The 24,919-nt window shown below is 72.5% G+C and carries 22 protein-coding genes and 1 riboswitch; of the genes, 17 read left to right on the top strand and 5 right to left on the bottom strand.

The window, feature by feature from the left end; all coding sequences use genetic code 11:
* The first annotated feature begins 2 nt into the window (after positions 1-2).
* From gatA to ACX80K_RS12455, 5 genes are all read left to right on the top strand, one after another.
* Positions 3-1,517 (top strand): Asp-tRNA(Asn)/Glu-tRNA(Gln) amidotransferase subunit GatA, encoded by a 1,515-nt coding sequence (gene gatA / locus ACX80K_RS12435; protein WP_459272187.1) that lies wholly within the window; start codon positions 3-5, stop codon positions 1,515-1,517.
* Positions 1,517-3,031 (top strand): Asp-tRNA(Asn)/Glu-tRNA(Gln) amidotransferase subunit GatB, encoded by a 1,515-nt coding sequence (gene gatB / locus ACX80K_RS12440; RefSeq protein ID WP_459272188.1) that lies wholly within the window; start codon positions 1,517-1,519, stop codon positions 3,029-3,031. The genes gatA and gatB overlap by 1 nt, the downstream gene beginning before the upstream one ends.
* Before the next feature lie 166 nt (positions 3,032-3,197).
* The gene (locus ACX80K_RS12445; protein ID WP_459272189.1) at positions 3,198-4,097 is read left to right on the top strand and encodes an aminoglycoside phosphotransferase family protein; all 900 of its coding nucleotides are present in this window, start codon (positions 3,198-3,200) and stop codon (positions 4,095-4,097) included.
* A gap of 359 nt (positions 4,098-4,456) precedes the next feature.
* A complete protein-coding gene (gene tdh, locus ACX80K_RS12450; RefSeq protein ID WP_459272190.1) occupies positions 4,457-5,500 on the top strand; it encodes an L-threonine 3-dehydrogenase in 1,044 nt (347 codons plus the stop codon).
* A 14-nt stretch (positions 5,501-5,514) separates the two neighbouring features.
* A complete protein-coding gene (locus ACX80K_RS12455) occupies positions 5,515-6,783 on the top strand; it encodes a glycine C-acetyltransferase (protein ID WP_459272191.1) in 1,269 nt (422 codons plus the stop codon).
* Between the two features lie 19 nt (positions 6,784-6,802).
* Here ACX80K_RS12455 and ACX80K_RS12460 read toward each other — a convergent pair whose 3' ends face one another.
* Entirely contained in the window at positions 6,803-7,186 is a 384-nt protein-coding gene (locus ACX80K_RS12460) for a YchJ family protein (protein ID WP_459272192.1), read from the bottom strand.
* 35 nt (positions 7,187-7,221) lie between these two features.
* Entirely contained in the window at positions 7,222-8,244 is a 1,023-nt protein-coding gene (locus tag ACX80K_RS12465; protein WP_459272193.1) for an NADPH:quinone reductase, read from the bottom strand.
* 117 nt (positions 8,245-8,361) lie between these two features.
* Here ACX80K_RS12465 and ACX80K_RS12470 point away from each other — a divergent pair, with 117 nt between their 5' ends.
* The 4 genes from ACX80K_RS12470 to ACX80K_RS12485 all read left to right on the top strand — a co-directional run bounded on the left by ACX80K_RS12470 (position 8,362) and on the right by ACX80K_RS12485 (position 12,336).
* Positions 8,362-9,459, top strand: a complete 1,098-nt coding sequence (locus tag ACX80K_RS12470; RefSeq protein WP_459272194.1) for an NAD(P)/FAD-dependent oxidoreductase — start codon at positions 8,362-8,364, stop codon at positions 9,457-9,459.
* A 185-nt stretch (positions 9,460-9,644) separates the two neighbouring features.
* Positions 9,645-10,619: a cation diffusion facilitator family transporter gene (locus ACX80K_RS12475; protein ID WP_459272195.1), complete on the top strand. Its 975-nt coding sequence runs from the start codon at positions 9,645-9,647 to the stop codon at positions 10,617-10,619.
* Between the two features lie 24 nt (positions 10,620-10,643).
* Positions 10,644-11,126, top strand: coding sequence for a cation:proton antiporter regulatory subunit (locus ACX80K_RS12480; protein ID WP_459272196.1), 483 nt, complete (start codon positions 10,644-10,646; stop codon positions 11,124-11,126).
* A gap of 7 nt (positions 11,127-11,133) precedes the next feature.
* Complete coding sequence (locus ACX80K_RS12485; RefSeq protein ID WP_459272197.1) at positions 11,134-12,336, top strand: cation:proton antiporter; 1,203 nt, start codon at positions 11,134-11,136, stop codon at positions 12,334-12,336.
* A 20-nt stretch (positions 12,337-12,356) separates the two neighbouring features.
* On the opposite strand, the gene ACX80K_RS12490 is transcribed toward ACX80K_RS12485, so the two are convergent.
* Both ACX80K_RS12490 and hutH read right to left on the bottom strand, forming a co-directional pair.
* The gene (locus tag ACX80K_RS12490) at positions 12,357-13,223 is read right to left on the bottom strand and encodes a siderophore-interacting protein (protein WP_459272198.1); all 867 of its coding nucleotides are present in this window, start codon (positions 13,221-13,223) and stop codon (positions 12,357-12,359) included.
* 43 nt (positions 13,224-13,266) lie between these two features.
* Positions 13,267-14,850 carry a histidine ammonia-lyase gene (hutH, locus tag ACX80K_RS12495; protein ID WP_459272199.1) on the bottom strand — a complete coding sequence of 528 codons (1,584 nt, stop codon included), beginning with the start codon at positions 14,848-14,850 and terminating at the stop codon, positions 13,267-13,269.
* 101 nt (positions 14,851-14,951) lie between these two features.
* Here hutH and ACX80K_RS12500 point away from each other — a divergent pair, with 101 nt between their 5' ends.
* The 7 genes from ACX80K_RS12500 (at position 14,952) to ACX80K_RS12530 (ending at position 22,494) form a co-directional block, all read left to right on the top strand.
* Complete coding sequence (locus ACX80K_RS12500; protein ID WP_459272200.1) at positions 14,952-15,632, top strand: IclR family transcriptional regulator; 681 nt, start codon at positions 14,952-14,954, stop codon at positions 15,630-15,632.
* Positions 15,629-17,305 (top strand): urocanate hydratase, encoded by a 1,677-nt coding sequence (gene hutU, locus ACX80K_RS12505; RefSeq protein WP_459272201.1) that lies wholly within the window; start codon positions 15,629-15,631, stop codon positions 17,303-17,305. The genes ACX80K_RS12500 and hutU overlap by 4 nt, the downstream gene beginning before the upstream one ends.
* 44 nt (positions 17,306-17,349) lie before the next feature.
* Positions 17,350-18,567, top strand: coding sequence for an allantoate amidohydrolase (locus ACX80K_RS12510; RefSeq protein ID WP_459272202.1), 1,218 nt, complete (start codon positions 17,350-17,352; stop codon positions 18,565-18,567).
* Positions 18,564-20,012 carry a formimidoylglutamate deiminase gene (locus ACX80K_RS12515; protein ID WP_459272203.1) on the top strand — a complete coding sequence of 483 codons (1,449 nt, stop codon included), beginning with the start codon at positions 18,564-18,566 and terminating at the stop codon, positions 20,010-20,012. The genes ACX80K_RS12510 and ACX80K_RS12515 overlap by 4 nt, the downstream gene beginning before the upstream one ends.
* Positions 20,012-21,214, top strand: coding sequence for an amidohydrolase family protein (locus ACX80K_RS12520; protein WP_459272204.1), 1,203 nt, complete (start codon positions 20,012-20,014; stop codon positions 21,212-21,214). Before ACX80K_RS12515 ends, ACX80K_RS12520 begins: the two co-directional genes overlap by 1 nt.
* Before the next feature lie 59 nt (positions 21,215-21,273).
* A complete protein-coding gene (locus tag ACX80K_RS12525) occupies positions 21,274-22,077 on the top strand; it encodes a CPBP family intramembrane glutamic endopeptidase (RefSeq protein ID WP_459272205.1) in 804 nt (267 codons plus the stop codon).
* 132 nt (positions 22,078-22,209) lie between these two features.
* Entirely contained in the window at positions 22,210-22,494 is a 285-nt protein-coding gene (locus ACX80K_RS12530; RefSeq protein WP_459272206.1) for a DUF1540 domain-containing protein, read from the top strand.
* Positions 22,495-22,576: 82 nt separating this feature from the next.
* Here the strand turns inward: ACX80K_RS12530 and ACX80K_RS12535 are convergent, their stop codons facing one another.
* Entirely contained in the window at positions 22,577-23,218 is a 642-nt protein-coding gene (locus tag ACX80K_RS12535) for a VOC family protein (RefSeq protein WP_459272207.1), read from the bottom strand.
* Positions 23,219-23,398: 180 nt separating this feature from the next.
* Positions 23,399-23,515, top strand: a riboswitch (SAM riboswitch).
* Between the two features lie 81 nt (positions 23,516-23,596).
* Here ACX80K_RS12535 and ACX80K_RS12540 point away from each other — a divergent pair.
* On the top strand, positions 23,597-24,913 hold the full coding sequence (locus ACX80K_RS12540) for a bifunctional o-acetylhomoserine/o-acetylserine sulfhydrylase (protein ID WP_459272208.1): 1,317 nt from the start codon (positions 23,597-23,599) through the stop codon (positions 24,911-24,913).
* Positions 24,914-24,919: the final 6 nt, after the last annotated feature.

The raw sequence follows: 24,919 nt of genomic DNA on the forward strand, positions 1-24,919 counted from the left end.
CCATGACAGATCTGATCCACCTCTCGGCCGACGCCCTCGCGCGGAAGCTCGCGTCGAAGGAGGTCTCCGCCGTCGAGGTGACGCAGGCCCACCTCGACCGCATCGGCGCCGTGGACGGCGCGATCAACGCGTTCCTGCACGTCAACACGGACGAGGCGCTGCTCGTCGCCGCCGAGGTCGACAAGGCCCGCGCCATCGGCGACGTCCTGCACCCGCTGGCCGGCGTACCCATCGCCGTGAAGGACCTCATCGTCACGAAGGGCCAGCCCACCACGGCCGGTTCGAAGATCCTCGAGGGCTGGCAGAGCCCCTACGACGCCACGGTCGTCCGTCGGCTCCGCGCCGCGAAGATGCCGATCCTCGGCAAGACCAACCTCGACGAGTTCGCCATGGGCTCCTCGACCGAGCACTCCGCGTTCGGTCCCACCCGCAACCCGTGGGACCTGGACCGCATCCCCGGTGGGTCCGGCGGCGGGTCCGCTGCCGCCGTCGCCGCCTTCGAGGCGCCGCTGGCCCTCGGCACCGACACCGGCGGGTCCATCCGCCAGCCCGGTGCCGTCACCGGGACCGTCGGCGTGAAGCCCACCTACGGCGGCGTCTCCCGCTACGGTGCGATCGCGATGGCGTCCTCGCTCGACCAGATCGGCCCCGTCTCCCGCACGGTGCTCGACAGCGCCCTGCTGCACGAGGTCATCGGCGGCCACGACCCCCACGATTCGACGTCGCTCACCGACCCCGTCGGCGCGCTCGTCGAGGCCGCCCGCATGGGCCAGGTCGAGGGCATGCGCATCGGCGTCATCAAGGAACTGCAGGGCGAGGGCTACCAGGCCGGTGTCCTCACGCGCTTCTCCGAGTCGCTCGAGCTCCTGCGTTCGGCGGGCGCGGAGATCGTCGAGGTCTCCTGCCCCAACTTCCGGTACGCGCTCGGCGCCTACTACCTGATCATGCCGTCGGAGGCCTCCAGCAACCTCGCGAAGTACGACGGCGTGCGCTTCGGCCTGCGCGTGGTGCCCGACGGCACGCCGACGATCGAGCGCGTCATGGGTGCCACCCGCGCCGCCGGATTCGGCGACGAGGTCAAGCGTCGCATCATCCTCGGCACGTACGCGCTGAGCGCCGGCTACTACGACGCCTACTACGGCTCTGCGCAGAAGGTCCGGACCCTGATCCAGCGCGACTTCGCCGCGGCCTTCGAGCGGGCCGACGTCCTCGTGTCGCCGACGGCCCCGACCACCGCGTTCAAGCTCGGCGAGAAGCTCGACGACCCGCTGGCGATGTACCTCAACGACGTCGCCACCATCCCGGCGAACCTGGCCGGCGTGCCCGGCCTGTCGCTGCCGGGCGGCCTCGCGGACGAGGACGGGCTGCCGGTCGGCATCCAGCTCCTCGCGCCCGCCCGCCAGGACGCACGCCTCTACCGCGTGGGCGCCGTCCTCGAATCGCTGCTCGAAAACACGTGGGGCGGGCCGCTGCTGGCCAAGGCCCCGGAGATCACACAGAGTGCAGGTGGGAAGTAATGACTGCTGTAACCGATGAGGTCCTGACCTTCGACGAGGCCCTGGCGAAGTACGACCCGGTCCTCGGGTTCGAGGTCCACGTGGAGCTCAACACGAGGACCAAGATGTTCTCCTCCGCACCCAACGCGTTCGGGGACGTGCCCAACACGAACGTGACGCCCGTGGACCTCGGCCTGCCCGGCGTCCTGCCGGTCGTGAACGGCGTCGCCGTGGAGTCCGCGATCAAGATCGGCCTCGCGCTGAACTGCAGGATCGCCGAGAAGTGCTACTTCGCCCGGAAGAACTACTTCTACCCGGACACCCCGAAGAACTTCCAGACGTCGCAGTTCGAGGACCCGATCGCGTACGACGGGTACATCGACATCGAGCTCGCCGACGGCACCGTGTTCAGGGTCGAGATCGAGCGCGCCCACATGGAGGAGGACGCCGGGAAGCTCACCCACATGGGCGGCTCCACGGGCCGCATCCAGGGCGCGGAGTTCTCCCTCGTCGACTACAACCGCGCCGGCGTACCCCTCATCGAGATCGTCACCAAGCCGATCGTCGGTGCCGGCGCGCGCGCCCCCGAGCTCGCGAAGGCCTACGTCGCGGCGATCCGCGAGATCGTGAAGAACCTTGGCGTCTCCGATGCCCGCATGGAGCGCGGCAACGTGCGCTGCGACGCGAACGTCTCCCTCAAGCCCAAGGGTCAGGAGAAGTTCGGCACGCGTACCGAGACCAAGAACGTCAACTCGCTGCGCGCCGTGGAGCACGCGGTCACCTACGAGATCCAGCGCCACGCCGCCGTCCTCGACTCCGGTACGCCGATCCTCCAGGAGACGCGCCACTGGCACGAGGACACGCGCTCGACGACGTCGGGACGCCCCAAGTCCGACGCCGACGACTACCGCTACTTCCCCGAGCCGGACCTCGTGCCCGTCGTGACGAACGAGGCGTGGATCGAGAAGCTCCGCGCCGAACTGCCCGAGCCTCCCGCCGAGCGCCGCAAGCGCCTGCAGGCCGACTGGGGCTACTCCGACGCCGAGTTCCGTGACGTCGTCAACGCCGGCGTCATGTCCTCCATCGAGGACACCGTCGCTGCGGGCGTCAGCGCCGCCGTCGCCCGCAAGTGGTGGATGGGCGAGATCTCCCGCCGTGCGAAGCTCGCCGACGTCGAGCCCGCCGAGCTCGGGGTCACCCCGGAGCTGATCGTCGAGCTCAACGCGCTCATCGAGTCCGGCAAGATCAACGACAAGCTCTCCCGCGACGTGCTCGACGGCGTCCTCGCCGGGGAGGGCACGCCCGCGGAGGTCGTGGAGAAGCGCGGCCTCGCCGTCGTGTCCGACGACGGCCCGCTGCTCGAGGCCATCGACGGCGCCCTCGCGGCCCAGCCCGACGTCGCCGACAAGATCCGCGGCGGCAAGGTCCAGGCCGTCGGCGCGATCGTGGGCGGCGTCATGAAGGCGACCCGCGGGCAGGCCGACGCAGGCCGGGTGCGCGAGCTCATCCTGCAGCGCCTCGGCGTCGAGGGCTAGCGCTCGTCGTCACCGGGTGGCGCGGCGGCGCACGGCGTCCATGTCCTGCAGCCGCCGCGCCGTCCTGGTCGCTGCTGTTGTGCCGCCGCGCCGGGTGGCCATTCCCGGGGCGGCGTTCCCGCGGGAGTGCGCCTGCGCCACGGGTTTACGTCCCCAGGAGGTCCAGATGGCCCTGATGCCCGAGGCCGAATTCGACGTCGCGCCCGACCTCGTCGTTGCACTGCTCGCCGCGCAGGCGCCGGACCTGGTGCACCTGCCGGTGCGGTCCGTGGGCGGCGGGTGGGACAACACCCTCTTCCGGCTGGGGGAGGACCTCGTGGTGCGGCTGCCCCGGCGTGCGGTCGCCGATGCGCTGATGGTCGCGGAGCAGCAATGGCTGCCGGGCCTCGCCGCGTCCCTGCCCGTCCCGACGTCGGCACCCCTGCGGACAGGACGTCCGGGCGCCGGCTACCCGTGGCACTGGTCCGTCTGCCGGTGGATCGACGGGACGAGCGGCATCGCCGTCCCGCGCGCAGGACGCTCCTCCTCCGCCGTCGAGCTCGCGCGGTTCCTCGCCGAGTTCCAGCGCCCTGCGCCGCCCGACGCTCCCGCCAGTCCCGTGGGACGCGGCGGGCCCTTGGCGGCACGCGACGACGTGGTCCGGACGCGGCTGGCGTCCCTGCCCCACATTCCCGGGGCACCGGCCGCGTCCTTGCTGCGGGTGTGGGAAGCGGCCGTCGCCGCTCCGGTCTGGTCACAGGCGCCGCTATGGCTGCACGGCGACCTGCACCCCGCCAACGTCGTCCTCGGGCCCGGAGGGGCGCTGGCCGGCGTCGTCGACTTCGGCGACCTGTGCTCGGGGGATCCGGCGACCGACCTCGCCGCGGCCTGGCTGCACTTCGACGCCGCGGGCCGCTCCGCCTTCCGCGACGGGCTGGACGTGCTGCGCCCGACCGACGCCGCGACCTGGGCCCGGGCTCGCGGCTGGGCCGTGAGCATGGGCAGTTCCCTGGCGGCGTCGTCGGACGACGACCCGGCGTTCCTCGCGCTCGGCCTCGAGATCCTCGCGGCCGTCGTCGAGGACTGACTCCGGCGTCGTCGTTCCTCCCGCTGGGCCACCCGTCCGTGCACCCGGCGCGGCTGCCCAGGTGCGGGGCGGCGTTCCCCCGGAGATGCGCCTGCGCCGCGGGTCTGCGCTCGGCGGCCGCCCGGTCAACGCCGCCCGTCCGTGCACCCGGCACGGCCGCCCAGGTGCGGGGCGGGGTTCCCCCGGGTCTGGGCACCCGGCGCGGCGGCCCGCTCGGAGAACCCGGCTGGCACAGACACGGCGTGCCCGACGACGGCCGCTGATAGTGTTGCCCCGGGCAATATCCCGCCCGGCACTCGTACCGCCCAGGCCCAGCCCATCCCGCTGGAGGATCGGGGCGGCCTGGAAGGAACCGTTCAGTGAAGGCGCTGTACAAATCCGGGGCGCACCCCGGCTTCGAACTCGTGGACCGGCCCGAACCCGATGCAGGGTGGGGCGAGGTCAAGATCCGGGTCATGACCACCGGCATCTGCGGCACGGACCTCCACATCGAGAGCTGGGACTCCTGGGCGCAGGGCATGATCTCCGCGCCCCTCATCCCCGGCCACGAGTTCTACGGCGAGGTCGTCGCCCTCGGGGACGGTGTCCGGGACGTCCGCGTCGGGGACCGCGTCTCCGGTGAGGGCCACATCGTGTGCGGCATCTGCCGCAACTGCCGGGCCGGCCGCCGCCAGATGTGCATCCACACCTCGAGCGTCGGGGTGCAGCGCGACGGCGCGTTCGCCGAGTTCGTCGTCGTCCCCGAGACCAACGTGTGGGTGCACGACGCCACCATCACGCCCGAGCTCGGCGCCGTCTTCGACCCCTTCGGGAACGCCGTCCACACCGCGCTCAGCTTCCCGCTCGTCGGCGAGGACGTGCTCATCACGGGGGCCGGACCGATCGGGCTCATGGCCGTCGCCGTCGCCCGCCACGCGGGTGCCCGGAAGATCGCGATCACCGACGTCTCGGCTCCCCGCCTCGAACTCGCCCGCGGCGTCGGTGCCGACATCGCCGTCGACGTCAGCCGCATGCGCGTCGCCGACGCCCAGCGCGAGCTCGGCATGAAGGAGGGCTTCGACATCGGCATGGAGATGTCCGGCCACGCGACCGCCCTGCCCGAGATGATCGACAACATGAACCACGGCGGGAAGATCGCCATGCTCGGGCTGCCCTCCGGCCCCATCTCCATCGACTGGGCCAAGGTCGTCACGCATATGCTCACCCTCAAGGGCATCTACGGCCGCGAGATGTTCGAGACCTGGTACGCGATGAGCGCCATGCTGCAGTCCAACCGGACGCTGCGCGAGGCGGTCGCGTCCGTGGTCACCGACTGCCTGCCGGCCAGCGAGTGGCAGCAGGGCTTTCGGACGGCGCGCGACGGCGCCAGCGGCAAAGTGGTCCTCGACTGGACCACCTTCTAGGAAGCAGGAACACCATGTACTCAGCAGTCCGCGACCAGCTCGCCGGTGAACTCGACGACATCCGCAGCGCCGGCCTCTTCAAGCACGAGCGACGTATCTCGTCGCCGCAGTCCAGCTCCATCACGGCGGGCGCCCCGGGCGCCGACGACGTGCGGGTGCTCAATTTCTGCGCCAACAACTACCTCGGCCTCGCCGACCACCCCGACATCATCGCGTCGGCCAAGAAGGCGCTCGACGAACGCGGGTTCGGCATGGCCTCGGTGCGCTTCATCTGCGGCACCCAGGACCTGCACCTCGACCTCGAGCGGCGCGTCTCGCAGTTCCTCGGCACCGAGGACACCATCCTCTTCTCCTCCTGCTTCGACGCGAACGGCGGGGTCTTCGAGTCGCTTCTCGGTGCCGAGGACGCCGTGATCTCCGACGCCCTGAACCACGCGTCGATCATCGACGGCATCCGCCTCTCGAAGGCGCAGCGCTTCCGCTACGCGAACCGGGACCTGGCGGATCTCGAGGCGAAGCTGAAGGAGGCCTCCGGTGCCCGGCGCCGCCTGGTCGTCACCGACGGCGTCTTCTCCATGGACGGCTACCTCGCCCCGCTCGAGGCCATCTGTGATCTCGCCGAGCGCTACGACGCGATGGTCATGGTGGACGACTCCCACGCCGTCGGCTTCATGGGCGCGACCGGCGCCGGAACGCCCGAGCACGCCGGCGTCGCGGACCGGGTGGACATCTTCACCGGCACCTTCGGCAAGGCGCTCGGCGGCGCCTCCGGCGGGTACGTCGCAGCCCGCGCCGAGATCGTCGCCCTGCTGCGCCAGAAGGCACGGCCCTACCTGTTCTCGAACTCGCTCGCCCCGTCGATCGTCGCCGCGACCCTGACGGCGCTCGACCTTGTCGAGAACAGCGCCGAGCTCCGCGGGACCCTCACCCGCAATGCGGCGCAGTTCCGGCGTCGCATGACGGAGGAGGGCTTCGACCTGCTCGAGGGCGAGCACGCGATCATCCCGGTCATGTTCGGCGACGCCGTCCTCGCCGCACGGACCGCGGACGCGATGCTCGCGCACGGCGTCTTCGTCACCGCGTTCAGCTACCCCGTGGTCCCGAAGGGCGCCGCCCGCATCCGCGTGCAGCTGTCCGCCGCGCACACGGGTGACGACGTCGAGGCGTGCGTCCAGGCGTTCGTCGCCGCCCGCGCGGAGGCGGGCACGGGCGGATCGGGAGCCGACGGCGGCGGGACCGCTGCGGACGCCGGTTCGCCGGGTGCCCATGTGGGTGGCGCGTAGTCCGGTAGCACCCCGGGTCCTAGGGGGCCACGTCCCCGTCGACATACATCCAGCGCCCTTCCACCCGGACGAATCGGCTGCGCTCCTGCAGCAGCCCCGACCGCCCGGCGTGCCGGAACGACGCCCGGTACTCGACCACGCCGGCGTCGTCCCGGTCGCCGCCGAGTGCCGTGTCGACGATCTGCAGGCGCCGCCACTCGACGTCCCCGTCGAGATCGACGGCATCCGGACGGGTCGACGGGTCCCATGAGTCGAGCAGGTACCGCTCGAGCCCGAGAGCGAACGCCGAGAACCGTGAGCGCATCAGGGCGAGCGCCGTCGACGCCGCCACTCCCCGGTGGAGCGGCCCGCAGCATTCCTCGTACGGCAGACCGGTGCCGCAGGGGCAGTCCTCGAGGGTCACACGACTCCCCTTCCTGACCGGGAAGGTTCGACCACTCAGGAGATCTCGTCGGAGACGCGGATGAGGACCTTGCCGGTCGCACCGTTCTCGACGGCGTCGTGAGCGGCGACGGTCTCCTCGAGCGGGAACCAGGAGAGGGGGAGTCCGGCAGACTCCCCGACAGGCAACGCCCCGCTGCGCAGAGCCGCCGTGATGTCCTCCGCCGCGGCGACGAGAGCGTCCTGGCCCACCGTGTAGAGCAGCAGGCCCTGCCAGCGCACGTTCTTCGCGAAACTCGCGACGACGGGGGCTGTGAAGTCGTCACCCTTGTTGTTCGCGTAGTACGCGATGGAGCCATGGTTGGCGATCACCTCGACGTCGAGCGCCGCGTTCTGTCCGGGGGACACCTCCACGACATGGTCGACGCTGCCCGGAGCTGCCTCGCGGATGCGCTGGGCGAGGGAAGCGTCGGGGTAGCGGAGGACGTGGTGGGCCCCCGCGGCGCGACCGAGCTCGGCCTTGGCGTCGCTGCTGACGGTTGCGATGACGGTCGCGCCTGCCCAGGCGGCGAGCTGGATCGCCGCGTGGCCGACGGCTCCGGCGCCGCCCTGGACGAGGACCGTGCGTCCCTCGAGGGCGCCGGGAGCGAGTCGCGACGGCCCGTGCTCGTGGACGGTCAGTGCACGGTGCGCCGTCATCGCCGGTACACCCAGGCTGGCTCCCACCTCGAGACCGACGCCGTCCGGCAGCCGGACGGCCCGTTCGGCGGGCAGCACGACGAACTCCTGGGCGGTCCCGGTCGGGCGGCCGTGAGCAGCCAGATAGATCCAGACCCGGTCGCCCACCTGCGGCTCGGTGACGCCGTCGCCCACCGCGTCGACGACCCCGGCGCCGTCCTGGTTGGGGACCACCTCGGGGAACGGGATGTCGCCGTCGGCGCGGGCCTTCCAATCCGTGGGATTCACGCCGGAGTGGACGACGCGGACCCGCACTTCGCCCGGACCGGGCGTCGCGACGTCACGGTCGACGAGGGAGAGAACAGAGGAGGGACCGGTGGCGGAGTAGACGATTGCTTTCACGACCAACCGGAACCGTCGATGTCCGGACGGTATTCCCCGGGCTCGGGATCCGCCCGATCGGGAGGCAGGGCACACCGGACGCACCCGGATGGGGGAGGCCCGCCCTAGGATGACCGGATGAGCTCCCTCGCGTGCGACGTCCTGATCATCGGCGGCGGGATCGCCGGCCTCTCCCTGGCGTCCGCGCTCGCCCCGTTCTCGAGCGTCGTCCTCGTCGAGGCGGAGCCGACCCTCGGATACCACACGTCGTCGCGCTCCGCCCGGCAGCTCATCCCCAGCTACGGTCCCGAACCGCTGCGGGACCTCACGCGCCGCACCCTCGAGCTGCTGTCCGGCGTGCAGTCCTCCACCGGCCTGCCGCTCACCGTGCCGCGGTCCTTCCTCCTCATCGGGTCCGAGGCCGACGTCGCCGCGAAGGCGAGCGCGGCGATGCGCCCCGTGACCCACGCCGAGGCCCTCGGGCTGTGCCCGCAGCTGCGGCCGGACGCCTTCGAGGCGGCCGCCCTCGACACCGGCTGCGTCGGCACCGACACCGATCTCCTCCTCGAGTACCACCGGCGCAGCGCGGGCGACGACGGCGTGCTCATCCTCACGGGCGCGCCCGTCACCTCCGCCCGGTACGACGGCGCCGGCTGGAGCGTCCGCGCCGGCTACCGCAGCATCAGCGCCGAGGTCGTGGTCGACGCCGCGGGAGCCTGGGCCGACGGCGTCGCCGCGATCTGCGGGGTGGCGCCGCAGGGACTCGTGCCGCTGCGGCGGACGGCGGCGATCGTCTCGGCGACCAACGCCCCGTCCGTCGGCACGCCGATGGTCGCCGCCGCGGACGACTCGTTCTACTACCGCCCGGACGCCCAGGGGGTCCTCGTCTCGCCGAGCGAGGCCGAGCCGGCCGAGCCCGGCGACGCCCAGCCCCACCCGGGCGACGTCGAGCGGCTCGTGGAACACCTGGCCACCGTCACCACCCTCGGCATCACGTCGGTGCAGCGGTCCTGGACGGGACTGCGGACACAGCGGGAGTCCGGGCTGCCCGTGGTCGGATTCGACGCCGCCCACCCCGGCTTCTTCTGGCTCGCCGGGCAGGGGGGCTACGGATTCCAGACGTCGTCGGGACTCGCGGAACTCGCGGCGGTGCTGCTCACGGGAGCCGATCCGGCCGATCTCGGCGCCGACCCGGGCCAGGTCCGCGCGGCCGCAACGGCCCTCGGGCCCGCCTGAGGCCCGCACGGAGGACCGGGAGTCGGCCCGCCCGCAACGGGTGATCGCGCCGTGCACCGTCCCGCCCGGCCGCACGAGGTTTCCGTAGAGTAGGGGCCGGAGGACGCCGCGGCACGGGCCGGCGGCGTGCCCGGTCATCGTCGGAACACCCGCCGCAGCGGCGGACACACGGAACGGAACGCATCATGTCGGCAAGTGGAGGCAACAAGGCGATCGTCGCGGCACTCGCCGCGAACCTCACGATCGCCGCGCTCAAGTTCGTGGCCTTCGCGCTCACCCGATCCTCGTCGATGCTGGCCGAGGGCATCCACTCCGTCGCGGATTCGGGCAACCAGGTCCTCCTGCTCGTCGGCGGCAAGCGGGCCAAGCGCCAGGCGAGCCCCGAGCACCCCTTCGGCTACGGGCGCGAGCGCTACATCTACGCCTTCATCGTGTCGATCGTCCTGTTCAGCGTCGGCGGACTCTTCGCGCTCTACGAGGCGTACCACAAGTACCAGGACCCGCACCCGATCGAAGGCCCCTTCTGGTGGGTGCCGCTCGCGGTCCTGCTCGGCGCGATCGTGGCCGAGTCGTTCTCCTTCAGGACGGCCATCAAGGAGTCCAACCACGTGCGCGGCGGCATGGGCTGGGTGCGCTTCGTCCGCACGGCGAAATCCCCCGAGCTGCCCGTGATCCTCCTCGAGGACCTCGGCGCCCTCATCGGCCTCCTGTTCGCGCTGTTCGGCGTCTCCATGACACTGCTCACCGACAACGGCCTGTGGGACGCCGCGGGCACCGCGATGATCGGCCTGCTCCTCGTGGCCATCGCCGCCATCCTCGCCGTCGAGACCAAGAGCCTGCTCCTCGGCGAATCGGCGACCGCCGCGGACGTCGCCAGGATCGAGGCGGCCATCAGCGGCGACGGCTCCACCCGCATCATCCACCTCAAGACCCTGCACCTCGGGCCGGACGAGCTCCTCGTCGCGGCCAAGATCTCGGTCGGGAGCCGGGACAGCGGGGCCCGGATCGCCGAGGACATCAACGGTGCCGAGCAGCGCGTCCGGGCCGCCGTGCCGATCGCCACGGCCATCTACCTCGAGCCGGATCTGTTCGTCCCCGAGGCCGCCGCGACGCCCTCAGCGAACGGAGCCCCCACGCGCGCCGTCCCCGGCAACGAGTAGCCGCAGCGGGACTAGGATGGGCGCATGAACGTCATCGAAACGCGCCTGCCCGGCATCGGAGTACGGCGCGAGATCGTCACCGGTTCGGGCCGCAGGGTGGGGATCGTCGCCCAGCGCGACGGCAATCTCGACCTCATCATCTCGAAGGCCGGCGACCCGGATGCCTGTGTGGCCTCCATCCCGCTGACCCCCGACGAGGCGGCGACGATCGGGAACCTGCTCGGCTCGCGGCAGCTCGTCGCCCAGCTCACGGAGGAGCACCGGGACCTCCCGGGCGTCTCCACCCGGCAGTTCATGATCGAGCGCGGTTCACCCTTCGACGGCCGCCCCCTCGCGGACACCCGGATGCGCTCGCGCTCGGGTGCCTCCCTCGTGGCCGTCCTCCGTTCGGGCCAGGTGCAGGCCTCGCCGACACCCGATTTCACCCTCACCGCCGGCGACCTGCTGGTGGTGGTGGGTACCTCCGAGGGCCTCGACACCGCGGCGGACATCCTGTGCAACGGCTGAGCGGCCTGTGCACACCACTGCCCTCACCCTGATCGAACTTGGCGCCATCCTGCTCTTCCTCGGTATCCTCGGCCGGCTCGCCGGCCGGATCGGGCTCTCGCCCATCCCGCTCTACCTCATCGGCGGGCTGTTCTTCGGTCAGGGCGGGTTCCTCCAGCTCGAGGGCGTCATCGAGTTCAGCGAGGTGGCCAGCGAGATCGGCATCGTCCTGCTGCTGCTCATGCTCGGCCTCGAGTACACGGCGAAGGAACTCGTCACCGGCCTGCGCCAGTCCTGGCTCGCCGGGATCGTCGACTTCGTCCTGAACTTCACGCCCGGCGCCCTCGTCGCCGTGATCCTCGGGTGGGGGCCGGTCGCCGCGCTCGTCATGGGCGGCGTCACCTACATCTCGTCCTCGGGGATCGCCGCGAAGGTCATCGCCGACCTCGGCAGGCTCGGCAACCGGGAGACGCCCACGGTCCTCGCGATCCTCGTCTTCGAGGACCTCGCGATGGCCGTGTACCTGCCGGTGCTCACCGCGGTCCTCGCCGGGCTGAGCTTCGCCGGCGGGCTCGGCACCGTGGGGATCTCCCTGCTCGTGGTCACCCTCGTGCTGGTCATCGCCCTGCGCTGGGGCAATGTCGTCTCCGCCATCGTCGACAGCACCGACCGGGAGGTCTTCCTCCTGACCCTCATCGGGGCGGCCCTCCTCGTCGCCGGACTCGCCTCCGCCATGCAGGTCTCCGCGGCGGTCGGCGCGTTCCTGCTCGGCATCGCCATCTCCGGCGCGACGGCGGAGAACGCCGCCCGCATCCTCGAACCCCTGCGGGACCTCTTCGCCGCCATCTTCTTCGTCGTCTTCGGGCTGAACACCGATCCGGCCTCGATCCCGCCCGTGCTCGGCGTGGCCCTGATGCTGGCGGTCGTGACGTCGGCGACGAAGATCGCGACCGGCTGGTGGGCCGCACGCCGCCAGGGGATCGGCCGGATGGGCCGCGCCCGCGCCGGGACCGCACTCGTGGCGCGCGGCGAGTTCTCCATCGTCATCGCGGGCCTCGCCGTGACCTCCGGGGCCGTGATCCCCGACCTCGCTGCCCTCGCCACCACCTACGTGCTGCTCATGGCCGTCCTCGGGCCGGTGCTCGCACGGCTCGCCGAACCGGCCATGGAGCTGGCCGACCGCCTGCCGAAGCGGCCCCCGCGGCCGGTCCCCGCACCCCGGGGCACCTGAGCCGGGAACGAGGGGCCGCGCTAGTCGAGGAGCCGGCCGATCGGCTCCCGCTTCTCGGCCTGGAACGTGTCCTCCTCGCGCCCGTACGCCCAGTAGCCGGAGAGCGAGACCTGCGAACGGGCGAGTCCCTTCTCCGTGAACAGGACGTCCCGCAGCGCCTTCATGGCACCGCGTTCGCCGTGCACGAAAGCGTCGACACGCCCCGCGGGCCAGGGCCCGGCCGCGACGGCGTCGGCGAGCAGCGTCGTCGTCCCCGCCGCCTGCCCGTCGCGCAGCAGCCAGTGCAGTTCGAGGCCCGCCGGCGCGTCGAGGGCCAGGATCTCCGCGGCCCCGTCGACCTCGAGGTAGGCGTGCCCGACGGCGGCGGGGTGCAGCGCCTCGATGCCCGCGGCGATGGCCGGCAGGGCGGAGTCGTCGCCGACGAAGAGGTGCCAGTCGGCGTCCTGGTCGGGCGACCACTTGCCGGAGGGGCCCATCAGGACGAGGGCGTCACCGGGTGCCGCCGCCGCGGCCCAGGGCCCTGCGATGCCGGCGTCGCCGTGCACCACGAAGTCGATGGCGAGCCGCCGGGACGCGGCGTCGAGCCAGCGGATCGTGTAGGTGCGCTTCACGGGCCGGTCACCCGCCGGGAGCTCGTCCTTCAGGGCCGCGAGGTCGTAGGGCGGGACCAGGCCGAGTCCGGGCTTCGCGAAGAGCAGCTTCGCGTACTTGTCCGTCGCGTCGCAGTCCTGCAGGTCCGCGAACCCCGGACCGCCCGCCACGACCCGCACCAGGTGGGGGCTCAGCCACTGCGTCTCCAGCACGGTCAGGACCGCCTGCGGACGCGGCGGCTTGCGGGACGGCTCGGGGTCGGGGAACGACACGGGGGAGGACACGGGGGAGGACATGGGGCGTCGCTTTCTGCAGGGGGTCGGTCAACCCTAACAAGCTTCACTGGAGCGTCGCTGGGAGCGCCTCGAGCGCAGCGGCGAGCAGTGAGCCATCGTCGACCAGCAGGCGCGCGGCCTCGATCTCCGGTGCCAGGTAGCGGTCCGTCCCAGGGCCCTCGACGTCCTGCCGCAACCGCTGCCGGACGGCGGCGATCGGCGCGGAGCTGCGGTAGCCGGACTCGCCGGCGGCACCGCCGTCGCGCATGTCCAGACCCCGGGCGGCGGTCAGGATCTCGATGGCGAGGACCCGCGTGAGGCCGTCCACGGCCCGGCGCAGCTTGAGGCCTGCCGCCCAGCCCATGGACACGTGGTCCTCCTGCATCGCGGAGGAGGGGATGGAGTCCACGGACGCCGGGTTCGCGAGCCGCTTCAGTTCCGACACGATGCCCGCCTGCGTGTACTGCGCGATCATGTGCCCGGAGTCCACGCCGGGATCGGCGGCGAGGAACGCGTTGAGTCCGTGGCTGCGGGCCTTGTCGAGGAAGCGGTCGGTGCGGCGTTCGCTCATGGAGGCGACGTCGGCGACGGCGATGGCGAGGAAGTCCAGCACGTAGCCCACGGGCGCGCCGTGGAAGTTGCCGTTCGACTCGATCCGGCCGTCCGGGGTGATCACCGGGTTGTCGATCGCGGAGCCCAGTTCGACGGCGGCCACCGCGTCCGCGTGCGCGAGGGTGCCGCGTGCGGCGCCGTGCACCTGGGGCGCGCACCGCAGGGAGTAGGCGTCCTGGACGCGGGTGAACCGGTGGCGCCCGGTCTCCGACGTCAGTTGCTCGCGGAGCAGGGGGGACCCCTCGAGCAGCGCGCGGATGGTCCCGGCCGAGGCGACCTGCCCGGGATGGGGCCGGAGGGCGTGCAGGTCCTCGGCGAAGACGGCGTCGGTGCCGAGCAGTCCCTCGACGCTCATGGCGGCCGCGAGGTCCGCCGTCGCCAGGAGGCGGTGGAGGTCGGCCGAGGCGAGGATCAGCATGCCGAGCATGCCGTCCGTCCCGTTGATGAGCGCGAGGCCCTCCTTCTCACGGAGTTCCACGGGACGGATCCCGGCGGCGGCGAGGGCCTCCGCGGCGGGTACGAGGTCACCGGACGCGGTCCGGACCGTGCCCTCGCCCATGAGCGCGAGGGCCACGTGCGAGAGCGGTGCGAGGTCGCCCGAGCAGCCGAGCGATCCGTATTCACCGACCACGGGGGTGATGCCGGCGTTGAGGAGCGCCGCGGAGGTGGAGGCGACGACGGGACGCACACCGGTGCGGCCCGTCGCGAGGGTCGACAGGCGCCCGAGCATGAGGCCGCGCACCACCTCGCGGTCGACCTCGGCCCCCGAGGACGCCGCATGGCTGCGGATCAGGCTGCGCTGGAGCTGCGTGCGCTGGTCGAGCGGGATGTGCCGGGTGGCCAGGGCGCCGAAGCCCGTCGAGACGCCGTAGTGCGGCGTGCCGTCGTCGACGAGCGAGTCGACGACCCGGCGGGAGGCCGCCATGGCCGCCAGGGCCTCGGGGGCCAGCTCGACCGGTGCGCCGTGGCGGGTCACGGCGACGACGTCGGCGGGGGAGAGGGGGCCGGGTCCGATGATCACGGAGGGCTGGGACACGGTCTGCCTCGGTTCCTGCGGTCGCTGCCGCTATTGCCATTGAGTGGAAAGGACGTTTCAATAAGTGAAAACTACAGCAGGTCCGAACGCAAGGAGGCGGCATGGCGGAGTCCTCGACCCGCACGGTGGAGCGGGCGCTCGTGCTCCTCGGCGCGGTGTGCGACGCCGGGTCGCTGAGCCTGGCGGACGCCGCACGGGAGGCGGAGCTGTCGGCGTCCACGGCGCTCCGGCTGCTGCGGACCCTCGAGGGCACGGGCTTCGTGCGGCGCGACCCGCTCGGCGCCTACCGGCCCGGCCTCCGCGTGGTGCAGCTCGGCGCGCAGGCGCTCGGGCACGAATCGCTCGTCTCCCTCGCCGAACCCGCCCTCGAACGCCTCGTGCGGCAGACCGGGGAGTCGGCGTACCTGAGCGTCCCCTCGCACGACGGCGAGGGGGTCTACCTCGCGATGCGCGAGGGCACCCACTCGGTCCGCCATGCCAGCTGGATCGGTCGGAGCATCCCGCTGGACGGGACCGCCGTCGGCGCCGTCCTCGCGGGCGGCCCGCCGGCCGGCGGCTTCGTCGTCGTGCGGGACGGCGTCGAGGCCGACGTCACCGCCATCGCCGCGCCCGTCTCGCCCGGCGGCCGCGCCGTCGCGGCCCTCAGCGTGGTCGTCCCCAGCTACCGCATCACCGCGGTCGAGGCCCGCCGCTTCGGAGCGCTCGTCGCGCACGAGGCGGCAGCACTCCTGACCCCGCAGGACGCGCACTCCACCGTCACCACCCGAGGAGAACCAGCATGACGAGCACCCCGAGTCCCACGCACGATCCCTCCCGCTCCATCCGGGCCGCCCGGGGCACGCGCCTGACCGCGAAGAGCTGGCAGACGGAGGCGCCCCTGCGCATGCTCATGAACAACCTCGACCCCGAGGTGGCCGAGCGTCCCGAGTACCTCGTGGTCTACGGCGGCACGGGCCGCGCCGCCCGCAGCTGGGCGGCGTACGACGCGATCGTCCGCACGCTGGAGACCCTCGAGGACGACGAGACGCTCCTCGTGCAGTCCGGCAAGCCCGTCGGAGTCTTCCGCACCAACCCGTGGGCGCCGCGCGTGCTGCTCGCCAACTCCAACCTCGTGGGCGACTGGGCCACCTGGCCCGAGTTCCGCCGCCTCGAGGCCGAGGGCCTCATGATGTACGGGCAGATGACGGCGGGATCGTGGATCTACATCGGCACGCAGGGCATCCTCCAGGGCACCTTCGAGACCTTCGCGGCGATCGCCCGCAAGCGGTTCGGCGGGACCCTCGCCGGGACGCTGACCCTCACCGCGGGCTGCGGCGGAATGGGCGGCGCGCAGCCGCTCGCCGTCACGCTGAACGGGGGCGCCGTCCTCATCGTCGACGTCAGCGAGGCGCGCCTGCGCCGCCGCGTCGCGAAGCGGTACCTGGACACCGTGGCGGACACGCTCGACGACGCGGTCGCGCAGGTCCTCGCCGCGAAGCGGGAGAAGCGCGCCCTGTCCGTCGGCGTCGTCGGCAACGCCGCGACGGTCTTCCCCGACCTGCTGCGGCGCGGGCTCGACGTGGACATCGTCACCGACCAGACGTCCGCCCACGACCCGCTGAGCTACCTGCCCGAGGGGATCGCCCCGGACGAGTGGGAGCGCGAGGCCGCGGCCGACCCCGACGGCTTCACCAAGAAGGCGCAGGCCTCCATGGCCCTGCACGTCGAGGCGATGGTCGGTTTCCTCGACGCCGGCGCCGAGGTGTTCGACTACGGCAACTCCATCCGCGACGAGGCGCGCACGGGCGGCTTCGGGCGGGCGTTCGAGGTGCCCGGCTTCGTCCCCGCCTACATCCGCCCGCTCTTCTGCGAGGGGCTGGGGCCGTTCCGCTGGGTGGCGCTCTCCGGGGACCCGGCGGACATCGCCGTCACGGACGCGGCCCTCAAGGACCTGTTCCCCGACAACGGGCACCTGCACCGCTGGCTCGCCGCCGCCGCCGAGCACGTGGAGTTCGAGGGCCTGCCCGCGCGCATCTGCTGGCTCGGCTACGGGGACCGCGCGAAGGCGGGCCTGCTCTTCAACCGGCTCGTCGCCGAGGGGAAGGTGTCCGCCCCCATCGTCATCGGCCGCGACCACCTCGACTCCGGCTCCGTCGCCTCGCCCTACCGCGAGACGGAGGCCATGGCCGACGGATCGGACGCCGTCGCCGACTGGCCGCTCCTGAACGCCCTGCTGAACACGTCCTCCGGCGCCACGTGGGTGTCCATCCACCACGGCGGGGGCGTCGGCATCGGCCGCTCCATCCACGCCGGGCAGGTCTCGGTGGCCGACGGCACCGACCTGGCCGCGCAGAAGCTCGAACGCCTCCTGACGAACGACCCGGGCATGGGCGTCATCCGCCACGTCGACGCCGGCTACGAGCGCGCCCGCGAGGTCGCGGCCGAGCGCGGGGTGCGCATCCCCATGCAATCCTGAGAGCACCCGACCGTCCAGAGCAGGCCGACCACCGGAAGGCACCCGTGCAGACCGTATCCTCAGTCCTCGATTCCATCAGCGACGTGGGCCGTGACGCGGCCCGCGGAGGCTACTCGCGCGGCGTGTTCACCGGCGCCGAACTCTCCCTGCGCGAGTGGTTCTCCGCGGCGGCCGCAGCCCGCGGACTGTCGGTGGAGACCGACCGGAACGGCATCCTCTGGGCGTGGTGGGACGCGACCGACAGCCGCGACGGCGCCCTCGTCACCGGCAGCCACCTCGACTCGGTGCCGGGCGGCGGTGCGTTCGACGGTCCGCTCGGCGTCGCCTCGGCGCTCGTCGCCGTCGACCTGCTGCGGGAGCGCGGCGTCCGGCCGAACCGCTCGCTCGCGGTCACGGTGTTCCCGGAGGAGGAGGGCTCCCGTTTCGGCGTCTCCTGCCTCGGCTCCCGCCTGCTCACCGGGACGCTCGACCCGGACCATGTCCGGTCCCTGACCGACGCCGACGGCACCACCTTCGCCGACGCCTCCCGCGCCGCCGGCCTCGACCCGGCGCACCTGGGGCGGGACGAGGAGGCGATCCGCCGCATCGGCGACTTCGTGGAACTGCATGTGGAGCAGGGGCGCGGGCTGATCGATCTGGACTCCGCCGTCGCCGTCGGCTCCACCATGCTGGGCCACGGCCGCTGGCGCCTGTCCGTCACCGGCCAGGGGAACCACGCCGGCACGACCCTCATGGCCGACCGCGCCGACCCGATGATCGCAGCCGCCCAGGTGGTCCTCGCCGTCCGGAAGGCCGCGGCGGAGCAGGACGGCGCCCGCGCCACGGTGGGACGCCTGCACCCCGTTCCGGGCGGCACGAACGTCATCGCCTCCCGCGTGGACCTCTGGCTCGACGTGCGCCACGAGGAGGACGCGGTGACGGCGTCGCTCATCGAGAGGATCCATGGCCAGGCCCAGAAGATCTGCGCCTTCGAGGGCTGCCGGGCCACCCTCACGGAGGAGTCGCGGAGCGGCACCGTCCACTTCGACGGGGCGCTCCAGCGCTCACTCGGCAATGCGCTCGGCCGCGCGTTCCCCGGCGCGCCCACCCTGCCCACGGGCGCCGGGCATGACGCCGGCATCCTCGGGTCCATCGCCCCCACCGCCATGCTGTTCGTGCGCAACCCCACCGGCATCAGCCACTCGCCCGAGGAGTTCGTGGAGCGCGACGACGCCGACGCCGGGGCTCTCGCGCTCGCGGACGTCCTCGAGGACCTGCTGTGACGCAGCCGCCCGTCGCCCGCGCCGTCTGGTGCGCCTCCGCCTGGCTGGAGGCGGAGGGGGTGCGCGACGCCGTGCGCGTCGAGGTCGACGCCGACGGGTACGTCGTGGGCGTCCTGCAGGGCGTCCCCGCGCGGGACGGCGACCTCGTGCTGGACGGCGTGGTGTTCCCGGCCGCCGCCAACGCCCACTCCCACGCGTTCCACCGGGCGCTGCGCGGACGCACCCACGACGGCGGGGGGACGTTCTGGACCTGGCGGGAGACCATGTACCGCGCGGCGAACGCCCTGACGCCGGCCCTGTACGAGGAGCTCGCCACGGCCGTGTACGCCGAGATGGTCACGGCCGGCTGGACGAGCGTCGCCGAGTTCCACTACGTGCACCACCGCCCGGACGGCACGCCCTACGGGCAGGCTTCCTCGGACGGCGACGGCGACGGCGACCGCGACGGACCGCACGCGATGGAGCTGGCCCTCGCCCGCGCGGCGGTGCGGGCGGGTATCCGCCTCACGCTGCTCGACACCTGCTACCTCGCGGGCGGGTTCGGGGCGCCGCTCGAGGCGGGGCAGCGCCGCTTCTCCGATGGGACCGCGGAGCGCTGGCTCGCACGGCTCGCGTCACTGCGTGCCGCCGTCGGTGCGCTCCACCCCGCACACCAGGTGACCGTCGGCGCCGCCCTCCACTCCGTCCGGGCCGTCCCCGAGGACCAGCTGGCGGTCGTCGCCGCCGACCTGCCGCCCGGACTGCCCCTGCACGTCCACCTGTCCGAGCAGCCGGCGGAGAACGAGGACTGCCTGCACGCCACGGGCTGCACGCCCACGGGGCTGCTCCACCGGCACGGCCTCGTGACGGACCGCCTGTCCGCCGTGCACGCCACGCATGTCGGCGGCGAGGACATCGCGACGCTCGCCGACGCCCGCGCCACCGTCGTCCTGTGCCCCACCACCGAGGCCGACCTCGCGGACGGCATCGGGCCGGCGGGGGAGTTCCGCCGGGCCGGGGCGACCCTCGCCCTCGGCACCGACCAGCACGCCGTCGTCGACCCGTGGCTCGAGATGCGGGCCCTCGAGCACGGTGAGCGCCTGCGCACCGGGCGCCGCGGCCACTTCGAACCGCAGGAGCTGCACCGCATCGCGGCCGCCGGCGGGGCGACGGCGCAGGGGCGCCCGCGCGCCGGTTTCGAGCGGGGATGTGCCGCCGACCTGATGGCGGTGGACCCGCGCAGCGCCCGCACGGCCGGATCCTCCCCGGAGCAGCTCGCCTACACCGCGACCGGGCAGGACGTGACGGCCGTCGTCGTCGGGGGGGTCCAGCTGGCGCGCGGCGGCGTCCACGCCCGGCTCGGCGAGCCCGGGCCCCTGCTCGCCGCTGCCATCGCCCGCCTCGACGAGGCGTCCGGCTCCGCAGCGGACCGCACCGGGTCCGCGCGCGAGGGGGCCCGGCCCTGATGGCCCTCCTCGTCACCAACATCGGCGAGCTCACGACGCAGGACGCCGACGCCCCGGTGCTCCGGCGCGCAGCCGTCATCCTCGAGGGGGAACGGATCAGCTGGATCGGTCCGGCCGCAGGCGCCCCCGCGGCGGACGAGGCGTACGACGCCGGCGGCCGCGCCGGCCTGCCGGGCTGGGTCGACAGCCACACGCACCTCGTGTTCGCCGGCGACCGGACGGCCGAGTTCGAGGCGCGCATGGCGGGACAGGAGTACGCGGCGGGCGGCATCGCGGTCACCGTCGGGGCGACGCGCGCGGCAGGGGACTACGACCTCACGCGGCTCCTGCTCGCCCGCGTCGCGGAGGCCGCGGCGGGCGGGACCACCTACCTGGAGACGAAGACGGGCTACGGGCTCGACGTCGGGCACGAGGCCCGCAGTGCACGCATCGCCGCCGGCGTCGTGGACGAGGTCACGTTCCTGGGTGCACACCTCGTCCCGGAGGGGGAGGACGCCGACGCCTACACGGACCTCGTCGCCGGCCCCATGCTTGACGCCGTCCTGCCCCATGTCCGCTGGGCCGACGTCTTCTGCGAGACGGGGGCCTTCACCGCCGAGCAGTCGCGCCGCGTGCTCGAGGCGTGCGCAGCAGCGGGCCTCGGCCTGCGCGTGCACGGGAACCAGCTGGGACCCGGCGCCGGCGTCGCGCTCGCCGTCGAGCTCGGCGCCGCCAGCGTGGACCACGTCAACCACCTCTCGGACGCCGACGTCGACGGTCTCGCCGGCACCTGGTCCGGCTTCGCCGCGGGAGGTGGGCCCGGCACCGTCGCCACCTGCCTGCCCGCCTGCGACCTCTCCACCCGCCAGCCCTTCCCGCCCGCCCGGAGGCTGCTCGACGCCGGCGCGCGGATCGCCCTCGCCAGCAACTGCAACCCCGGCACCTCCTACACCAGTTCGATGGCCTTCTGTGTCGCCACGGCCGTGCTGCAGATGGGACTGACCGTGCACGAGGCCGTCCGCGCCGCGACGTACGGCGGAGCCCTCGCCCTGCGGCGGCACACGGGCGACGACGTGGACGGCCGCCGCGCCGTCGGGTCGCTCGCCGTCGGCCACCGGGCCGACCTGCAGCTGCTGGACGCGCCGTCGGCCACGCATCTCGCGTACCGCCCCGGGATGCCGCTCGTGCATGCCGTCTGGAAGGCGGGCCGCCGAATGCGCTAGGAGTTCCCGCCGCGGGCGTCCGGCTGGGAATCCCCGGCGGCCGCTGCGAGGATAGCGCCATGCCTGCCGAGCCCGCGTCCTCCGCGCCGACCGCCGACCGCCTCCCTCCGGACGCCGCATCCCGGAAGCGGCGCATCACCGCCGAGGTGCTCATCGTCTTCGGGCTGTCCCTGGGCCAGTCCGGCGTCTACGCCGTGGTGAACCTGGCCGAGAAGCTCACCCGCGGACCCCTCGCGACGCAGACCACCACCCTCAACCCGGTGCTCAACGACCGGCAGTACTTCGACCTCGCGTACCAGCTCCTGGACATCCTCTTCGCACTGGTGCCGGTGGCCCTCGTCCTGTTCCTGCTCGGCGGGCACGGCGTCTCCGCGTTCCGGCGCCTCGGGTTCACGTTCGAGAAGCCGGTGCGCACCGTCGGCTTCGGCGTCGGCCTCGCGGTGGTGATCGGCGTCGGGACCCTCGGCGTGTACGCCGGCGGACGCGCCCTGGGCATCACGACGGCGCTCGTGCCCGCCGCGCTCGACTCCTACTGGTGGACCATCCCGGTGCTCGTCCTGTCGGCGGTGCGGCACGCGGTCCTCGAGGAGGTCATCGTCGTGGGCTACCTGTTCATCCGGCTGCGTGACCTCGGCTGGTCGACGCCCGCGATCCTCTTCACGAGCGCCCTGGTGCGGGGCAGCTACCACCTCTACCAGGGCTTCGGCCCGTTCATCGGGAACGTACTCATGGGCCTCCTGTTCGCCTGGTTCTACACGCGCACCCGGAGGGTCATGCCGCTCGTGATCGCCCATGCACTCCTCGACACCGCGGGGTTCGTCGGATTCGCGCTCCTCGGGCCCGCCATCGGGATCGGCGGCTGACCGGGCGAAGGCTCTCCTTGCCTGGTTGCGCACGCGGATCATGACTAAATTATCCGAGGCCGCGGTGCTAGCGTGGGTCCACCCGGCGGGGATCCGCGGTTCCGGCGGGCCACCCACGAACCAGGAGGAACGATGAGCATCACGAGTGTCTCCGAGTGCAGCGTCCACAACTGCTCGTTCAACCACGACGGCTGTACCGCCGTCGCGATCACGGTGTCCGGGTCCGAGGAACACGCGTCCTGCGCCACCTTCATCGACACGTCCGTCAGCGGCGGCCTCCCGAAGATGCTCGCGCATGTCGGGGCCTGCCAGCGTTCGGAGTGCTCGTTCAACCACGACCTGCTCTGCAGCGCACCGGCCGTCAAGGTGGGCCCCGGCGCCGAGGCCGCCGACTGCCTCACCTACACCCACGCCTGACCGCGCACGGGCCGGACCGACGGATACCGATGAAGGAGGGACCGGACGAGTCGTCCGGTCCCTCTCCCTGCGGTCCGATCGGTCAGATCTCGATGCGGCCGTCGGTGGTCTCGAACGTCACGGACATGATGCCCGGCGTGCCCCTCGGCGCGATCCACTGGACCTGGACACCGTCGAGCGTCTCCTCGACGTCGGTGCCGAGCCATTCGGTCACCCGCTCGGAGGAGCCCGCGATGGTCAGGCAGTCCAGCTTGACGGAGGCCGGCCGGGCCTTCGAGGGGTGGAGCTCCTCGGTCCCCTCGTCCCACCGGAGCAGGTAGGGGACCTGCGGATCGGCGATGAGCCCCTTGATGCCGATCTGCTGCCAGGTCAGTTCCTGGCCGTCGGGGAACTTGCGGTTGCCCGGGACCGCGCTGCGGCCGAGGCGCTCCTCGAAGGGCCCGAGGTCGTCGACGGCGACGCACCAGCCCATCCAGCCCCCACCGGCCTCGGAGCGGGCGCGGACGGCCTGGCCGAACGGCGCCTTGTCGGATGCGGGGTGGTTGAGGACCTCGACGACCTCGAGGTACTGGCCGTTCGCGAGGGGGAAGATCATGTTGCGGGTGCCGAAGCGGGGGTGCACACCGCCCTTCACGGGCTCCATGCCGAGCCGGGCCGAGATGCGGTCGGCCGTCGCGGCAAGTCCATCGGGTTCACAGGCGTAAGAGACGTGGTCCAGGCGCATGCGGACAGTGTTGCACTAAGTGATGTGCGTCTCGACTAAGGGTGCCCTTACTCCTGATCCGGCTTCCCATCCGCCCCTCGATCCCCATCCGTACCACCCCCTCGGAAGGCGCGGACCGGGCTCCTTCATGCGATGTCATACGTGTTGCCGGATCAGCTCCCATGGGCTTTCATGAAGGCAGGTCATGAGTGCCAGCGCGAAGCCCCGGCTTGCTGGCCGGCAACCCTCCAACCGCGGTGGGGTGCCCCGGGTGAGGACCAGGTGCGGCGCCGGACCGGCGCCGCGCAAGCGCGGGCTCCTGCGGAGCCGATGCACCCGGGGCGGCGACCCCGTCGACGGGGCAGCGGACGAGGAGGGGCCCTTCCAAGAGGGAGCACCATGTCCGACGATTGGTCCTTTGAGACACGCCAGATCCATGCCGGCCAGGTGCCGGATCCAGCCACGGGGGCGCGTGCGCTCCCCATCTACCAGACGACGTCGTTCGTCTTCCCGAGCGCGGAGAGCGCCGCGAACCGGTTCGCGCTGACGGAGCTCGCCCCCATCTACACGAGGATCGGGAACCCCACCCAGGAAGCGGTGGAGACCAGGATCGCGAGCCTCGAAGGCGGGGTCGGCGCGCTGCTGCTCGCCTCCGGGCAGGCCGCGGAGACCTTCGCGATCCTGAACGTCGCCGAGGCAGGGGACCACATCGTGGCCAGCCCCAGCCTGTACGGGGGCACCTACAACCTCCTCAAGCACACGCTGAAGAAGTTCGGCATCGAGACCACGTTCGTGCAGGATCCCGACGACCTCGAGCAGTGGCGGGCCGCCGTCCGCCCGAACACGAAGCTCTTCTTCGGCGAGGTCGTGTCCAACCCCCGGCAGGACGTCCTCGACCTGGAGGGCATCAGCGCCGTCGCCCACGAGCACGGGCTGCCCCTGATCGTGGACAACACGCTCTCGACGCCGTACCTGATCCGGCCGATCGAGTGGGGTGCGGACATCGTGGTGCACTCGGCGACGAAATACCTCGGCGGGCACGGCACCGCCATCGCCGGCGTCATCGTGGACTCGGGGAACTTCGACTTCGCGCAGCACCCCGAGCGCTTCCCGGGCTTCAACACGCCCGACGAGAGCTACCACGGGCTGGTCTACGCCCGGGACCTCGGCGTCGGCGGCGCGCTCGGCGCCAACCTCGCATACATCCTGAAGGCGCGGGTGCAGCTGCTGCGGGACCTCGGCTCCGCCGTCTCGCCCTTCAACGCCTTCCTCATCGGGCAGGGCCTGGAGACCCTCAGCCTGCGCCTGGAGCGCCACGTCCAGAACGCGCAGGCGGTCGCCGAATGGCTCGAGGGGCACGACGACGTCGAAGGCGTCGCCTACGCGGGACTCGCCTCGAGCCCCTGGTACGAGCGCGGGAGGAAGTACGGGCGGAACGGTACGGGCGCGATCGTCAGCTTCGACATCGCCGGAGGCCTGGAGGCGGGCAAGCGTTTCGTGGACGCCCTCGAGCTGCACTCCCACGTCGCGAACGTCGGCGACGTCCGCTCGCTCGTCATCCACCCGGCATCGACCACGCACAGCCAGCTCGGGGCGGAGGCGCAGCTCACCGCAGGGGTGCGCCCGGGCCTCGTCCGGTTGGCCGTCGGCCTGGAGAACATCACCGACATCCTCGCCGACCTCGACGCGGGCTTCCGCGCCGCCAAAGGAGCCTAGCCCTTC

The organism is Arthrobacter sorbitolis, from assembly GCF_054510995.1.

What these genes read in the sequence shown, in the direction of transcription:
- gatA (WP_459272187.1), top strand. Translation starts at nt 3, where the DNA reads ATGACAGATCTGATCCACCTCTCGGCCGACGCCCTCGCGCGGAAGCTC.
- gatB (WP_459272188.1), top strand. Translation starts at nt 1,517, where the DNA reads ATGACTGCTGTAACCGATGAGGTCCTGACCTTCGACGAGGCCCTGGCG.
- ACX80K_RS12445 (WP_459272189.1), top strand. Translation starts at nt 3,198, where the DNA reads ATGGCCCTGATGCCCGAGGCCGAATTCGACGTCGCGCCCGACCTCGTC.
- ACX80K_RS12455 (WP_459272191.1), top strand. Translation starts at nt 5,515, where the DNA reads ATGTACTCAGCAGTCCGCGACCAGCTCGCCGGTGAACTCGACGACATC.
- ACX80K_RS12470 (WP_459272194.1), top strand. Translation starts at nt 8,362, where the DNA reads ATGAGCTCCCTCGCGTGCGACGTCCTGATCATCGGCGGCGGGATCGCC.
- ACX80K_RS12475 (WP_459272195.1), top strand. Translation starts at nt 9,645, where the DNA reads ATGTCGGCAAGTGGAGGCAACAAGGCGATCGTCGCGGCACTCGCCGCG.
- ACX80K_RS12480 (WP_459272196.1), top strand. Translation starts at nt 10,644, where the DNA reads ATGAACGTCATCGAAACGCGCCTGCCCGGCATCGGAGTACGGCGCGAG.
- ACX80K_RS12490 (WP_459272198.1), bottom strand. Translation starts at nt 13,223, where the DNA reads ATGTCCTCCCCCGTGTCCTCCCCCGTGTCGTTCCCCGACCCCGAGCCG.
- ACX80K_RS12500 (WP_459272200.1), top strand. Translation starts at nt 14,952, where the DNA reads ATGGCGGAGTCCTCGACCCGCACGGTGGAGCGGGCGCTCGTGCTCCTC.
- hutU (WP_459272201.1), top strand. Translation starts at nt 15,629, where the DNA reads ATGACGAGCACCCCGAGTCCCACGCACGATCCCTCCCGCTCCATCCGG.
- ACX80K_RS12520 (WP_459272204.1), top strand. Translation starts at nt 20,012, where the DNA reads ATGGCCCTCCTCGTCACCAACATCGGCGAGCTCACGACGCAGGACGCC.
- ACX80K_RS12525 (WP_459272205.1), top strand. Translation starts at nt 21,274, where the DNA reads ATGCCTGCCGAGCCCGCGTCCTCCGCGCCGACCGCCGACCGCCTCCCT.
- ACX80K_RS12530 (WP_459272206.1), top strand. Translation starts at nt 22,210, where the DNA reads ATGAGCATCACGAGTGTCTCCGAGTGCAGCGTCCACAACTGCTCGTTC.
- ACX80K_RS12535 (WP_459272207.1), bottom strand. Translation starts at nt 23,218, where the DNA reads ATGCGCCTGGACCACGTCTCTTACGCCTGTGAACCCGATGGACTTGCC.
- ACX80K_RS12540 (WP_459272208.1), top strand. Translation starts at nt 23,597, where the DNA reads ATGTCCGACGATTGGTCCTTTGAGACACGCCAGATCCATGCCGGCCAG.